Genomic DNA, 12,526 nt, shown 5'->3' with positions numbered 1-12,526 from the left:
GATCCTTGCGAAAAAAGTCAGCCCTGGCGGCTTTGCAGCCGCTCGCGGGTGTGTTGTTTGGCCTGTTCGCTCTTGCGCAGCAGCACATAAAGGCAGCCGCTGCCGCCGTGCTGACGCTGGGCGCTGTGGCAGGCCAGTACCTCCGGCAACTGGGGCAGCCAGCCGGAAACATAGCTCTTGAGCAGGGCCGGCGGCTGGCTGCGTTCGCCCTTGCCATGCACCACTATCATGGAGCGGATATCCTGGCGCAGGCAGGCGCGAATAAAGTTCAGCAGGGCATCCCGGGCCCGCTCCACGCTGTGGTGATGCAGATCGAGGCGGGCCTCGCAGGGGTATTTGCCCAGGCGCAGCTTTTTGAACACGCCGTCCTGCACACCGGGCTTTTTGTAGCTGACGATGTCGTCGGGGCGCAGCAGCACCACGCTGTCCAGAGACAGGCCGGGCTCGGCGGCTTCGGCCTCGGATTCGGCGGCGCGACGGCGTTCGGCCAGGGCGTCGGCGTCCCGCCCGTTGCGCTGCCCGGTGGCCAGGGTGTCCTGCTCAATGGGGATGAGGCCGTCCAGTTCATCAAGAAAGGACGACCAGTCGGGCGACCGGTCGGAATGGCTCATGGCGCGGCTCCTTGTATCAGGGATTAGCCGCAGTATAAGCAAATGCAGAGAAGGGGGAAACGACGGAACCCGGGGGAGGAGGAGGTCGGGCTCCGCCGTTGTTTAACCTGTGGGATTATTTACCGGCTTCTTGACCGGGATCGGACTTCATCACCTTGTAGACGAAATAGCCGGCGTAAAAACTGATCAGCAAGGTGGTGGCAATGATAACCATCATGGACATAAAGCCCACGTCGCTGCCAAACATTAAATCGAGCCAGAATGCCATGGGTTGTCTCCTTTCGCGCTCTCCGTTGAACCCATCCTAACGGGACCACCCCGGCCCATGCTGATCCTGATCAATAAAGCGGCGTATCCTCAACTTTGTTAAGGGTATAGCCCGCCTGCTTCAGCAGGGAAATGAGACCCTGATCACCATAAAGGTGCAGGGCGCCCACCACCATCAGCGCCCGGGCCGGCGCCAGTTGCTCCAGGCGCTCCAGCCACAGGTGATTGCGCCGGATCAGCAGCTCTTCCTCGATAAAGCGAGTCAGCGCCGGGCTTTGCGCTTGCTGCAACAGCGCAAGCAGGGCCTGTTCGTCGCCGCTCAGCCAGGTGGTGAGCAGCCGGTCGAGGTGTTCCTGCATCTGTTTCAGCTCGGCCAGGCTGTGCTCGACAAAGTCGTCTTCAAGGCCGCGCTGGTGCAGGGAGGCCAGCAGCTCCATCACCAGTGCCGGTTGTTCCAGCCCGGTAACCGGCAGCTTGCGGTCCCGGGCCAGCAACCGCAGCTGCATGTCCACCCCCTGGCCAGGGTGAAAGCCCAGCTCGGCGGCCCTGAGCTGGGGCAATTGCAGGGCCGCCAGCCAGGGCGGCAACTGCTGCAGGGCCGGGTGCTCGCTGTGCTCCACGGCCTGTGCCAGCTTGCCGGCAAGGCGGCGGCCCAGCCTTTCCCGCCAGTCGGTATTACGCTCGATAAGACTGGCAAAACTGTCGGGACGAATGGCAAGGGGATCCACCTCCAGCAGCAGCAGGTCACTGTGCTCCAGGGCCCGAAGCAAGGGAGGTGGCAGGGAGGCAAGGCGTTCGTCGCCAAGGTGGATTGAGCCAAACAGCCACAGCTGCTGCTCGCCCCGGCTGGCCTGCCACAGGGCGGGGGCCGCCAGCGCCTGGCCGCACCAGAGCCACAATAAAAGAGACAATATCCGTTTCATGATCTTCCGCCCTTTGGGTCTGTCCGTTCAGAGTAGGGTGTCTGGGCTGCGGTCGTGTGTCAGCCGCCGGCTTTTTGCATCAGCCGATCCAGGGCCCGGTCGCTCAGCAGCCGGCGCAGCCAGCCCAGCATCACGGCGGGACGGGTGACCGGATAGCGGGTTTTGGGCCTTTGACTGGTCAGGGCATGGAGCAGCGGCGGCAGGCAGGCGTCCGCCGGCAGGCTGTAGCGGGAGCTGGGCCCGGGTTTGTCCAGCCGGGCCAGGGTCTGTTGATAGCCCGCCTTGTGCCGGCTGTGCGCCATATCGACATGGCGCAGAAAGGCGGCCTTGGCGTTGGCACGAAAGCGGGTTTCGATGGGGCCGGGCTCCAGCAGGCTGACATGCACATTGGTGTCGGTCAGCTCCAGACGCAGGGTGTCGGTGTAGCCTTCCAGGGCGAACTTGCTGGCATTGTAGGCGCCGCGGTATTGCATGGCCACCAGCCCCAGCACCGAGCTGTTCTGAATAATGCGGCCTGCTCCGGCACCGAGCATGAGCGGCAGTACCAGCCGGGTGAGGTGATGGGTGCCGAACAGGTTGGTGTTGAACTGCTCGCGCAGGGCGGCGGTGGGCACGTCTTCCAGGGCGCCGGGCTGGCCGTAGGCGCCGTTGTTGAACAGACCATACAGCTGGCCGTCCGTCAGCGTCAGGGCCTGCTCCAGCCCCCGCTCGATGCTGGCCTCATCGGCCAGATCCAAGTGCACCGCCTTGAGCCCTTGCTGGCGCAGTTGCGCCACGTCCTGCTCATTGCGGGCCGAGGCGATGACGTTGAATCCCTGCTGGTGCAGGTAATGGGCGGCGGCGTGGCCAATGCCGGTAGCGCAACCGGTAATAAGCACGGATCTGGTCATGAATGGCTCCCGTTATCAAGATGGGGCCAATGTAACAGAAAAGGCGGGGAAACAGCGAAGGCCTGGCGTCCCCGGCAGGAATCGAACCTGCATCTAACCCTTAGGAGGGGCTTGTTTTATCCATTAAACTACGGGGACAAGGCGGGCACAATATTGCAAATTTCTTCCGGTGGCGCAACGTTGTGCCGAGCGTTTGGCGGTTATTCGAGCAGGGCTACAGCTGGGTGAGGCGGTCGCCGGGCATCACCGTCATGGCCCTGGCTTCGGCGTCGGCCGGGGCCAGCAGGCTGTAGTCGCCATGGCTTTGCTGCACCACAAAGGCGGCCTTTGACGAGGTCTCGCTGTAATAGCCCGGGGTAAGCTGGCGACGGTGAGTGAGGGTAAACCGGTCGCCCACCTGAATGCCTTCCCGCCGGCCCAGATCCATCAGTATGCCTTCTTCCGACTGCTGCACTATGTTGCCCACCGCCTTCAGGCAGGCCTGGGCCTTGATCACGTCCTGGCCGATGTTCGCCAGGACCTGCTCCACCGCCTGGCCGTAGCCGGACTGCCAGAAGCCCTGTTCATGCACATTGACCTTGTCGTGCCGGCGGTAGTCCCAGCTTGAGCGGGTCTGGTACTGGCGCTGCAGCAGCACATCGCCGGTGAGGCTGTCTTCCAGGGTGATGCGCATGCGAAAGGCCCGGGGAATCTCGGAAAAGGTCCACTTGGTCCAGTGGCCATCCTCAATGCTGATGTCTTCGATCACCCCGCTCAGCAGCAGCCGGGACCGCTGTTTGCCGGCGAGCAGGTCGCCGCCCCGGCGCAGCCCCGCTTCCCGGGGCAGGGCGGGGTCGGTGTCCAGACCGTGGGCAAGGGTAGACGTAATATTGACGCTGGGTTCCAGCCGGCTCGCCAGCCGCCGAGTGAGCGCCGTGCCCAGTTCATAGATCTGTCCGGTGGCGCCCTGCTGAGGGTGCTGCAGCGTGATGGGCGTCAGGCTCATGCCCGGGCGGTAGCGACCGGCGCACTGTTCCTGGCGGCGCTCGCCGGGCCAGATGTCGGCCCGCACCGTCAGCCACAGCCGGCCCTGCTCCCGGCGCTCGCTGAGGATCAGATAGTCCATCAGCTCGCCCTGGGCGGAAATATCCAGCTGCTGGCCGGCAAAGGCGCCGTTGGTGACCGACTGCACCGTGTTCAGGGAGGCGCCCGACTGCAGCAGAGCATCGCTCAGGGCCTGCTCCAGCGCCTGTTGGCGGGCGGTGTCGGCGCCGAGGCTCAGGGGGGCCGAGCCTTCGGCCTGATACCAGTCGGCCCGGGCCAGCAGCGGAAACAACAGCAACAGCACGGCAAGGGGGTTTTTGATCACGGACGCATCCTGTCAAACGGTGAGCCGCTTTTGAAAAAATCGCGGTTCCAGTGAGAATATGGCAAGGTTTATGCAAAATTCTTGCCGGGCGGTTTGCCGCCATCACCGGCTGTCTGAGTAAAGTTCATGCTCCGGCGGCCGATATATCATCAGTTTCTTTAACAACGGGAGCCTGTGAATGACCAGAGCCCTTATTCTGGCCGCCGTGCTGGGGTTGTCCGCCTGTACCGGGCAGCCCCGGTTTGACGGCCAAAACCACTATCTGCCTCACGATCATGCGGCTCATTATGTCAGTCACCAGGCCCTGGGAGAGCCACCGGCGCCCGCTCGTTCCCCTCGCCACAGCCAGGACGGGGTGCCCATGCGCATGAGTGCCGGCACCCGCAGCGCCTACCTGCCCGAGGCCGGCCCTTCACTGGTGGGCGGCCAGACCCAGCTGCAGCAGCACATGTCGGCGCTGGCCTACCGGCTGGTGTCGTCGGCCCATAACATGAACCGGCAGGCGGGCATTGCCGTCAGTGGCTTTGTCAGTCAGGAAGATTACACCCGCCAGGACGAATTCGGCCGCTTGTTATCGGAAACCATGATGTTTCAGCTTAATCAGTACGGCCTCAAGGTGGTGGACTTCAAGGCGCTGCCCTTTATTCGCATCACCCCCGAGGGAGATGTCAGCACCAGCCGGGATTACCGTCAGCTGAGCGGGCGCATCAATGCCCAGTATCTGCTGCACGGCACCATCAGCGACACCCTGGGGGGCAAACTGATTAATGCCCGGCTGATCTCCATGGCGGATCACGGCATGGTCAGCAGTGCCCAGCAGTTTGTGCCCGACTACCTGGTGGCGGCCATGCTGAACACGCGAGGTCCCGAGATCCCCGAGCACATCAGGAGACGTTATGACAAATAAGCTGTTGGCCCTGCTGGCGCTGGTCGGCCTTGCCGGTTGTGCCGGCCAGGGCTCGGCCGACGCCCCCGCCAGGGGCCATCTTTATGCGGTGGGTTATGCGCCCATCAGCCTGCAGCGGCCCGGGGACTATCAGCAGAAACTGCTGCACGCCATGCGCGCCTCGCGCCTGGATGCCTACCGGGAGCTGAGCGAACAGCTGAGCGGAGTGAGGGTATCGAGTTCCAGCCAGCTCGATAGTCATATTCTGCAGGACGGCACCGTCAGCAGCTCCAGCCGGGGCGTGGTGCGGGGCGCGCGGGTGGTCAACAGCTACCCCGACGGCGACATGTACGTCACCGAGCTGGAGCTGGATCTGGCGCTCTATCAGAGATTGCGGCGGGGCGAGCTGTAACGGGCGAAGGGGCGGCTTACACCTTGAAGCCGGCGCCCTTGTTGATGCCTTTGGTGTGGCCTTTCTGATCGTAAGTCATGCTCTGGCGCTCGTGCAGCCGGCTCAGAATATTGGCCAGCTGGCGGGTGCCGGCCAGGGACTGCTCCAGCACCTGCTCCGCCACCTGGTTACGGTCCTGGCAGCGGGCCATCAGGTCACGCAGGGCATCGACCCGGGGGCGGTACGTGGTGGTCAGTTCGGTCACCTCGGGATGGGCGCACAGGCTGGCATCGGTGGCCTGAATGGCGAGCAGCAGCTGTTGCTTTTGCTCGGTAAGGGGCGGCAGTTCCAGCGCCTTGCGCTTGACGATAAGCGCAAGCTCCTGCTCGGTCAGATCGAGCAGGCGCTGAAGTTGTTCCTGTTGTTGTTGCAGCAGCGTATCAAGACTCATTAATACAGGGACTCTATGTCTTGTTCCAGATTGAGGATGTTGCCCGCCAGCCGGTCGGCATTCACCTGATAGCTGCCTTCATTGACCGCCTTTTTAATGGCGTCCAGCCGGGCGCTGTTGTCGGTGTCGCCGCCGGCCTGCAGGCTTTGCTGCATACGGCTGAGCTGTTTGGCTTCCGGGGTCAGGGTCACTTCATCCCGGCCGGCACTGACCGAAGGCGAAGAGCCGGGCTGGGTCTGGGTTGCGTCGTTTTTCTGCGGGTACTTGTTGCCGCTGACCGACGGGCTGTTATGAATGCCGGGAGGAAGCTTGTCGATGGCCATAAGATTCAATCCTGATTTGCTGCTGTCATTCGGTTATCGACCGATCTACTGGCAACTTTAGCAGAATTTACAGGGCGACCTTCACCACCCCGGCTTCGCTGATCCGCCCTTGAATCTGGCGCCCGGAGCGGCTGTTGCGAATACGAATATGCTCGTTGAAGGTGCCGTCTTCCTCGGCGGTACCCTCGGTGCGAATCGACAGCCCGCCGGTTTCGGCCACTATGGTGACCTTGTCGCCCTTGCACACCACGCACAACTGGCTGGCAAGCACCGGGCGGCCCGGGCGCAGATCCCGCTTGCTGCGGGTCCCCAGCAGCGACTGAATATCGTCAAAGACGTCACCGCGCAGCAGCACCTCGTCCTGGTAGCTCAGCTGCAGTTGCTCCGGCTGCAACAGGGTATTGCGGGCGATGGGGGAGGCGGCGGTGACCACCGGCTTGAGAATGCGCACCCGTACCGGCACAAACAGGCTCCAGCCCGGCTCTTCATGGCATTGCAGATGCACATGGGTGTTGCGCCGGACCTCGCCGCTGCCGCGCAGCTCGGCGGTCAGCATGCCCGGGCACTCGGTCAGCTGCAGCCGGGTATCAATGCCGGCGGCCTCGATTTCCACTTTGTCCCGGGGGCCGGCGACCACGAAATCGCGCACATAGTCCTCGGCGTAGCGGCCAATCTGTTCGTGCACGTTCGCCTGGGCCAGCAGCGGCATGAACGCCAGCAGCGCCAGGCCCAACCGGGTTGCGGCCGGCGGGCGGCCGTGCCGCCGGGGAAAAAAACCATTAAGCATCTTCACTCCATCGCCGATAACGCCCTTGTCGCCGGTCCCGTTCTTTGCCGGGCTCAAGTAGCGCTGGCACATTGCCGGTGTTAAGCTAGGTGACAGCAGATGACAAATAATGCATAAAACATGCCATGCGCCTTAAGCTTGGCATCACGAATCGTTCTGGAGGCGGAATAATGGCGGGAGTACTTGACTCGGTAAACCAGAGAACCCAGCTGGTGGGCCAGAACCGGCTGGAATTATTGTTGTTCCGGCTCAATGGCCGCCAAAGATTTGGCATCAATGTCTTCAAGGTCAAGGAAGTGTTGCAGTGTCCCCGGCTCAGCAGCCTGCCCCAGCGTCATCCGGTGATTCGAGGGGTGGCCAATATTCGCGGCCAGACCATTTCCATTATCGATCTGAGCAAGGCCATGGGCGGCCGCCCCATTGAGCAGACCGATACCAGCTTTGCCATCATCTCCGAATACAACCGTTCGGTGCAGGGCTTTCTGGTGAACTCGGTAGAGCGCATTGTGAATGTCAACTGGGAGTCGATACTGCCGCCGCCCAAGGGGGCCGGTCGTTTCAACTACATGACCGCAGTGACCGAAATCGACGGTGAGCTGGTGGAAATTCTCGACGTGGAAAAGATCCTTGATGAAATTTCCCCGGCCAGCACCGAGGTGAACGCGTCCATCATTGAGCAGTCCCACCGACAGGCGGTACAGCACAAGCCGGTGCTGATCGCCGACGACTCGTCCGTGGCCCGCCGTCAGGTGCAAAAGGCGGTGGAATCCCTGGGGCTGGAATGCATCGTCACCGAAAACGGCAAACAGGCGCTGAACAAGCTGCTGGAGCTGGCCGGGCAGGGCCCCATTCACGAGCAACTGTCACTGGTGATCTCCGACGTGGAAATGCCGGAAATGGACGGTTACACCCTCACCGCCGAAATCCGCAATCATCCGGCACTTAAAGATTTGCACGTGATCCTGCATACCTCCCTCAGCGGCGTCTTCAACAAGGCCCTGGTCGAAAAGGTCGGGGCCGACAATTTTATTGCCAAGTTTCAGCCCGATGAGCTGGCCACGGCCGTTAATAACGCGCTCTGAACAAGGTGTAACGAACACGGATGAAAACTTTCACCGATGAGCAGTACTTGGCGTTTTGCCGGTTTCTGGAAAGCAACACCGGCATTGTGCTGGGCAACAGCAAGCAGTACCTGGTCAAGAGCCGGCTGGCACCGTTGCTGGCGCGTTTTGGCATTGCGTCCATGGGCGAGCTGCTGGAGCGCTCCATGCAGTTGCGGGAGCGGGAGCTCAAAACGGCGGTGATCGACGCCATGACCACCAACGAAACCCTCTGGTTTCGGGATGTCTATCCGTTTGTTCAGCTCAGCGAGCGGTTGTTTCCGGAGCTGGCCAAGCCCGGCAAATCGTTACGTATCTGGTCCGCGGCCTGCTCGTCGGGCCAGGAGCCCTACTCCATTGCCATGACCGCCCAGGAATATTCGGCCCGGCGGCCGGGGGCCTTGCCGGGGCTGCAAATTCTTGCCACCGATATTTCCGCCACCATGCTCGAGCACTGCAAAACCGGCATTTACGACAGCCTGTCGCTGGCCCGGGGGCTGTCGCCGGAGCGGCGCAGCCGTTTTTTTACTCCCCTGAGCGAGGGTCGCATGCAGTTGCAGGCGGGGATCAGAAACATGGTCAGCTTTCGCTCCTATAACCTGCTCGACAGCTATGCCTCACTGGGCAAGTTCGACATTATTTTCTGTCGTAACGTGTTGATTTATTTCTCTCCCGAGAACAAATCCAAAATTCTTAACCAGTTTGCCGGTGCCCTTAATCCCGGTGGCTACCTGCTGCTCGGCGCGTCCGAGTCCCTCACCGGCCTGTCTGACCGGTTTGAAATGATCCGCTGTACCCCGGGGATCATTTACCGACTCAAGTAAATCTGGCACACCTTTTGCTTCGTTATGGCCCAATGGTTGGGTCACGACAACGCAGGAGGTGGCGGTGACGATTTCTTTCGACAAGGCCTTCGGTATTCACCAGCAGGCACTGCTGGCGCGCTCGGAGCGCGCCGAGCTGCTGGCCGGCAACCTGGCCAATGCCGACACGCCGGGCTACAAGGCGAAAGACATGGACTTTCAGGCCGCCCTCAGCCGTGCCCAGGACGCCCAGGGCTTTTCCCTCAGCCGTACCAGCGAACGCCATTTCGCCGTTGAACTGGCGCCCCCCGGCACGGTGCAGTACCGGGTGCCTACCCAGCCCGATACCGGCGACGGCAATACCGTGGACGTCCAGGCCGAACGCACCAGCTACATGGAAAACGCCCTGCAGTACCAGGCTTCGCTGGAGTTTCTCAACAGCAAGATCTCCGGCCTGCTGAAAGCGATAAAAGGAGACTCGATGTGAGCCTTTTTAAGGTCTTTGATATTTCCGGCAGTGCCATGAGCGCCCAGTCGGTCCGCCTGAATACCACCGCCAGTAACCTGGCCAACGCCGACAGCGTGAGCTCCAGCATCGATCAGACCTACCGGGCCCGCAAGCCGGTGTTTGCCGCCGATCTGGATCGGGCCTTGTCGGATCGTCAGGAAAGCGTCGGCGTCAAAATCATGGGCATTGTCGAAACCGACAAACCCCTGCAAAAGGAATTTAACCCGGATCATCCCCTGGCCGACGCCGAGGGCTTTATCTACAAGCCCAACGTCAACGTGGTGGAAGAAATGACCGACATGCTGAGCGCCTCGCGCAATTACCAGACCAATGTGCAGGTGGCCGACGCCGCCAAGCAGATGCTGCAGCAGACCCTGCGGCTGGGCAAGGGGTGATAAGCCATGCAGGTGAATAACGACTACCTTAACGGCCTCAAGTGGCCGGGAGAGCAGAGCCCGGCGGACAAGGCCGCCGATAACAGCCGGGCCCAGCTGGAGCAGGAAGACTTTTTTGCCCTGCTGACCCAGCAGCTGGCCTATCAGGATCCGTTCAAGCCGGCGGACAACTCCCAGATGATCGCCCAGATGACGTCCTTTACCACCGCCGACGGCATCAACAACATGAGCCAGCAGCTGGGCGGACTGAGCGAAGTAATGACTTCAAGCCAGGCGCTGCAGGCCTCCAGCCTGGTGGGGCAAAAGGTATTGGTGCCGAGCGCCATGACCTACTGGGACAACAATGAGCCGGTGGATGGGGTGGTGGTGGCCGGTTCGGGGGCCTCCAACGTCATGATCCGCATCGAGAACGAAAAAGGCGAGCTGGTACGCACCATTCCGCTGGAAGGGGATCAGCGTGGCAACGTCAATTTCACCTGGGATGGCCTGAACGATGCCGGCGAGCCGGCGGCCACCGGCAAGTACAAGATCAAGGTCAGTGGGCTGATCGACGGCCAGCGGGAAGAGCTCAGCGCCCTGGCCTTTGCCCGGGTCAACAGCGTGACCCTGGGCAGTGCCGACAGCCCGACTCTGGTCAACCTGGCGGGCCTGGGCGGCCTGCCCCTTAATCAAATTCTGGAAATAGCCAGCCGCAAGGCGGCGTAAGGAGAACCGATGTCTTTTAATATTGCGCTCAGCGGCGTCAACGCTTCCCAGAAAGATCTGGACGTGACCGCCAACAACATTGCCAACGTCAACACCATCGGCTTCAAGGAATCCCGCGCCGAGTTTGCCGATGTGTATGCCAACTCCATTTTTGCCAACGCCAAAACCCAGTCCGGCAGCGGCGTGCAGACCGCCGCCGTGTCCCAGCAGTTCCACCAGGGCGCGATGCAGTTCACCAACAACTCCCTGGACATGGCCATTAACGGCAGCGGCTTTTTTGTGATGTCCAACGAAGTGGGCTCGCTGGATCGCACCTTTACCCGGGCCGGCGCCTTTCGTCTGAACGACGAAGGTTATGTGACCAACTCCCAGGGGCATTACCTGCAGACCTACCGGGCCAACCAGGACGGTACGCCGGCGGGTCTGGGCCTGAACAGCACTCAGCCGCTGCGCATTCCCGACAAGGCGGGCGAGCCCCAGGCGACCAGCGAAGTCAATACCGGCCTTAATTTGCCGGTTAAGGCGGGAGCGGTAGATCCGGCCAGTTTTGATCCGACCAACTCGGCGACCTATACCTCGTCGACCTCGATGACAATATACGACTCTCTGGGTGACACCCATACCTTGACTCAGTATTTTGTCAAGGATAGCACCGCACCGGCGGGCACTAACCAGTGGCAGATGTATGTGTATGTGGATGGCGCCGATGCAGTTGGGGCACCTACCCAGCTGGAATTTGACAACAGTGGTGTGCTGACGGCTCCGATCCCTAGCAGCCTCACCACTAATGCGCTGGGCTTTACCAATGGCTCGGATCCCACCCAGACCATAGATGTTAATATCACTTCAGCGACCCTTAACTCCGGCCCCTTTGAAGTAACTTCCAACAGCCAGGATGGCAATACCGTGGGCCGGCTGACCAAGGTGGACGTGGGCGCCGATGGTCTGGTGCAGGCCACCTACAGCAACGGCAGCACCGAGAACTTAGGGATCGTGGCCATGGCCCGTTTTCCCAACGAGCAGGGCCTGACCCAGATTGGCGATACCCAGTGGCGCGAATCCCTGCTGTCGGGGGATGCGGTAACCGGCCAGCCCAATACCGGTATTTTCGGCAAGGTGAGCGTGGCCTCGCTGGAGCAGTCCAACACCAACCTGACCAGCGAACTGGTGGATCTCATCACTGCCCAGCGCAACTTCCAGGCCAACTCCCGGGCACTGGAAGTAAACAGCACCCTGCAGCAGACCATACTGCAAATCCGCTAATACAAACCGTGAGGGATAAGGCGTGAGGCTACTCACTCACGCTTCTCTCCTCACCCCTCACCGCATTTCAATGGCACCAATTTTGCATTAATCCCGCCATTACCCCATCGGCCAACAGCGGAGCTGAAATGGATCACCTGCTTTATATCGCCATGTCGGGCGCCAAGGAAAACATGCACAGCGTGGCCCTGCGCGCCAACAACCTGGCCAACGCCAATACCACCGGCTTTCGTGCCGATCTGGAGCAGGCCCGGGCCATGCAGGCCTTTGGTGAAGGCTTGCCCAGCCGGGTGTTTGCCATGACCGAGCGGCCGGGGCAAAACTTTGCCGCCGGCCCCATTCAGACCACAGGTCGGGAACTTGACGTGGCGGTGGCCGGTGACGGCTGGTTGGCGGTAGAAGCGGCGGATGGCACCGAGGCCTACACCCGTTTCGGCAACCTGCAGGTGTCGGTGGAAGGGTTGCTGCAGACCAGCACCGGCCAGAACGTGCTGGATGACGGCGGTAACCCCATCGTGTTGCCGCTGCCCCTGGAAAAGCTGGAGATCAACAAGGATGGTACCATCTTTGCCCGGCTGGAAGGCGAGCCCGCCGATGGCGGCGCCGAGCTGCAGCGCATTAAAACCGTGCTGCCCGCCCTTGAGCAGATTGAAAAAGGCAATGACGGCCTGTTCCGTCGCAAGGACGGTGAAGCCGAGCCCGCCTCGGCCCAGGTACAGCTGATTGCCGGCGCCCTGGAAGGCAGCAACGTCAACCCCATTGCCGAGATGACCCACCTTATCGATTTGCAACGGCGCTTTGAAACCCAGCTGAAAATGATGAGTCACGCCGAAGAGAACGACAAGGCCCATGCCCAGTTGCTGCGCATTGGCTAA

At 61.5% G+C, this 12,526-nt stretch carries 17 protein-coding genes and 1 tRNA gene; 9 read left to right on the top strand and 9 right to left on the bottom strand.

What is annotated here, in order from left to right:
* Positions 1–17: 17 nt before the first annotated feature.
* The 6 genes from smrA to GU3_RS14005 all read right to left on the bottom strand — a co-directional run bounded on the left by smrA (position 18) and on the right by GU3_RS14005 (position 4,039).
* Positions 18–611 carry a DNA endonuclease SmrA gene (gene smrA, locus GU3_RS14025; protein WP_014293189.1) on the bottom strand — a complete coding sequence of 198 codons (594 nt, stop codon included), beginning with the start codon at positions 609–611 and terminating at the stop codon, positions 18–20.
* 115 nt (positions 612–726) lie between these two features.
* Positions 727–879, bottom strand: a complete 153-nt coding sequence (locus GU3_RS16865) for a DUF3149 domain-containing protein (RefSeq protein WP_014293188.1) — start codon at positions 877–879, stop codon at positions 727–729.
* A 70-nt stretch (positions 880–949) separates the two neighbouring features.
* Complete coding sequence (locus GU3_RS14020; RefSeq protein WP_041543256.1) at positions 950–1,801, bottom strand: TraB/GumN family protein; 852 nt, start codon at positions 1,799–1,801, stop codon at positions 950–952.
* A gap of 59 nt (positions 1,802–1,860) precedes the next feature.
* Entirely contained in the window at positions 1,861–2,691 is an 831-nt protein-coding gene (locus tag GU3_RS14015; RefSeq protein WP_014293186.1) for an SDR family oxidoreductase, read from the bottom strand.
* Between the two features lie 63 nt (positions 2,692–2,754).
* Positions 2,755–2,829 (bottom strand) — tRNA-Arg (locus GU3_RS14010).
* Between the two features lie 76 nt (positions 2,830–2,905).
* Entirely contained in the window at positions 2,906–4,039 is a 1,134-nt protein-coding gene (locus GU3_RS14005) for a flagellar assembly protein T N-terminal domain-containing protein (protein WP_014293185.1), read from the bottom strand.
* 178 nt (positions 4,040–4,217) lie between these two features.
* Here GU3_RS14005 and GU3_RS14000 point away from each other — a divergent pair, with 178 nt between their 5' ends.
* Together GU3_RS14000 and GU3_RS13995 are read left to right on the top strand one after the other, a co-directional pair.
* A complete protein-coding gene (locus tag GU3_RS14000) occupies positions 4,218–4,946 on the top strand; it encodes a FlgO family outer membrane protein (protein WP_014293184.1) in 729 nt (242 codons plus the stop codon).
* Positions 4,936–5,337, top strand: coding sequence for an LPP20 family lipoprotein (locus tag GU3_RS13995; RefSeq protein WP_014293183.1), 402 nt, complete (start codon positions 4,936–4,938; stop codon positions 5,335–5,337). Before GU3_RS14000 ends, GU3_RS13995 begins: the two co-directional genes overlap by 11 nt.
* 16 nt (positions 5,338–5,353) lie before the next feature.
* On the opposite strand, the gene flgN is transcribed toward GU3_RS13995, so the two are convergent.
* From flgN to flgA, 3 genes are all read right to left on the bottom strand, one after another.
* A complete protein-coding gene (gene flgN, locus GU3_RS13990) occupies positions 5,354–5,767 on the bottom strand; it encodes a flagellar export chaperone FlgN (RefSeq protein ID WP_014293182.1) in 414 nt (137 codons plus the stop codon).
* Entirely contained in the window at positions 5,767–6,090 is a 324-nt protein-coding gene (gene flgM, locus GU3_RS13985) for a flagellar biosynthesis anti-sigma factor FlgM (protein ID WP_014293181.1), read from the bottom strand. Before flgM ends, flgN begins: the two co-directional genes overlap by 1 nt.
* Positions 6,091–6,157: 67 nt before the next feature.
* On the bottom strand, positions 6,158–6,877 hold the full coding sequence (gene flgA / locus GU3_RS13980; RefSeq protein ID WP_014293180.1) for a flagellar basal body P-ring formation chaperone FlgA: 720 nt from the start codon (positions 6,875–6,877) through the stop codon (positions 6,158–6,160).
* A gap of 170 nt (positions 6,878–7,047) precedes the next feature.
* On the opposite strand from flgA, the gene GU3_RS13975 reads away from it, so the two are divergent.
* From GU3_RS13975 to flgF, 7 genes are all read left to right on the top strand, one after another.
* Positions 7,048–7,959, top strand: coding sequence for a chemotaxis protein CheV (locus GU3_RS13975; RefSeq protein ID WP_014293179.1), 912 nt, complete (start codon positions 7,048–7,050; stop codon positions 7,957–7,959).
* Positions 7,960–7,979: 20 nt separating this feature from the next.
* The gene (locus GU3_RS13970) at positions 7,980–8,801 is read left to right on the top strand and encodes a protein-glutamate O-methyltransferase CheR (RefSeq protein WP_014293178.1); all 822 of its coding nucleotides are present in this window, start codon (positions 7,980–7,982) and stop codon (positions 8,799–8,801) included.
* A gap of 64 nt (positions 8,802–8,865) precedes the next feature.
* Positions 8,866–9,267: a flagellar basal body rod protein FlgB gene (flgB, locus tag GU3_RS13965; RefSeq protein WP_014293177.1), complete on the top strand. Its 402-nt coding sequence runs from the start codon at positions 8,866–8,868 to the stop codon at positions 9,265–9,267.
* Positions 9,264–9,683 carry a flagellar basal body rod protein FlgC gene (flgC, locus tag GU3_RS13960; protein WP_014293176.1) on the top strand — a complete coding sequence of 140 codons (420 nt, stop codon included), beginning with the start codon at positions 9,264–9,266 and terminating at the stop codon, positions 9,681–9,683. Before flgB ends, flgC begins: the two co-directional genes overlap by 4 nt.
* A 6-nt stretch (positions 9,684–9,689) precedes the next feature.
* A complete protein-coding gene (locus GU3_RS13955) occupies positions 9,690–10,388 on the top strand; it encodes a flagellar hook assembly protein FlgD (RefSeq protein WP_014293175.1) in 699 nt (232 codons plus the stop codon).
* Positions 10,389–10,397: 9 nt separating this feature from the next.
* A complete protein-coding gene (gene flgE, locus GU3_RS13950; RefSeq protein ID WP_014293174.1) occupies positions 10,398–11,651 on the top strand; it encodes a flagellar hook protein FlgE in 1,254 nt (417 codons plus the stop codon).
* 128 nt (positions 11,652–11,779) lie between these two features.
* Entirely contained in the window at positions 11,780–12,526 is a 747-nt protein-coding gene (gene flgF / locus GU3_RS13945) for a flagellar basal-body rod protein FlgF (protein WP_014293173.1), read from the top strand.

It is taken from the genome of Oceanimonas sp. GK1, from assembly GCF_000243075.1.
In the GTDB taxonomy this organism is placed as follows: domain Bacteria; phylum Pseudomonadota; class Gammaproteobacteria; order Enterobacterales; family Aeromonadaceae; genus Oceanimonas.
The sequence above is the reverse complement of the archived record's forward strand: the minus strand, read 5'-3'. Positions and strand labels throughout refer to the sequence as shown.

What these genes read in the sequence shown, in the direction of transcription:
- GU3_RS13995 (WP_014293183.1), top strand. Translation starts at nt 4,936, where the DNA reads ATGACAAATAAGCTGTTGGCCCTGCTGGCGCTGGTCGGCCTTGCCGGT.
- GU3_RS13970 (WP_014293178.1), top strand. Translation starts at nt 7,980, where the DNA reads ATGAAAACTTTCACCGATGAGCAGTACTTGGCGTTTTGCCGGTTTCTG.
- flgF (WP_014293173.1), top strand. Translation starts at nt 11,780, where the DNA reads ATGGATCACCTGCTTTATATCGCCATGTCGGGCGCCAAGGAAAACATG.
- GU3_RS14015 (WP_014293186.1), bottom strand. Translation starts at nt 2,691, where the DNA reads ATGACCAGATCCGTGCTTATTACCGGTTGCGCTACCGGCATTGGCCAC.
- GU3_RS14020 (WP_041543256.1), bottom strand. Translation starts at nt 1,801, where the DNA reads ATGAAACGGATATTGTCTCTTTTATTGTGGCTCTGGTGCGGCCAGGCG.
- flgN (WP_014293182.1), bottom strand. Translation starts at nt 5,767, where the DNA reads ATGAGTCTTGATACGCTGCTGCAACAACAACAGGAACAACTTCAGCGC.
- GU3_RS13975 (WP_014293179.1), top strand. Translation starts at nt 7,048, where the DNA reads ATGGCGGGAGTACTTGACTCGGTAAACCAGAGAACCCAGCTGGTGGGC.
- smrA (WP_014293189.1), bottom strand. Translation starts at nt 611, where the DNA reads ATGAGCCATTCCGACCGGTCGCCCGACTGGTCGTCCTTTCTTGATGAA.
- flgM (WP_014293181.1), bottom strand. Translation starts at nt 6,090, where the DNA reads ATGGCCATCGACAAGCTTCCTCCCGGCATTCATAACAGCCCGTCGGTC.
- GU3_RS16865 (WP_014293188.1), bottom strand. Translation starts at nt 879, where the DNA reads ATGGCATTCTGGCTCGATTTAATGTTTGGCAGCGACGTGGGCTTTATG.
- GU3_RS13955 (WP_014293175.1), top strand. Translation starts at nt 9,690, where the DNA reads ATGCAGGTGAATAACGACTACCTTAACGGCCTCAAGTGGCCGGGAGAG.
- GU3_RS14000 (WP_014293184.1), top strand. Translation starts at nt 4,218, where the DNA reads ATGACCAGAGCCCTTATTCTGGCCGCCGTGCTGGGGTTGTCCGCCTGT.
- flgA (WP_014293180.1), bottom strand. Translation starts at nt 6,877, where the DNA reads ATGCTTAATGGTTTTTTTCCCCGGCGGCACGGCCGCCCGCCGGCCGCA.
- flgE (WP_014293174.1), top strand. Translation starts at nt 10,398, where the DNA reads ATGTCTTTTAATATTGCGCTCAGCGGCGTCAACGCTTCCCAGAAAGAT.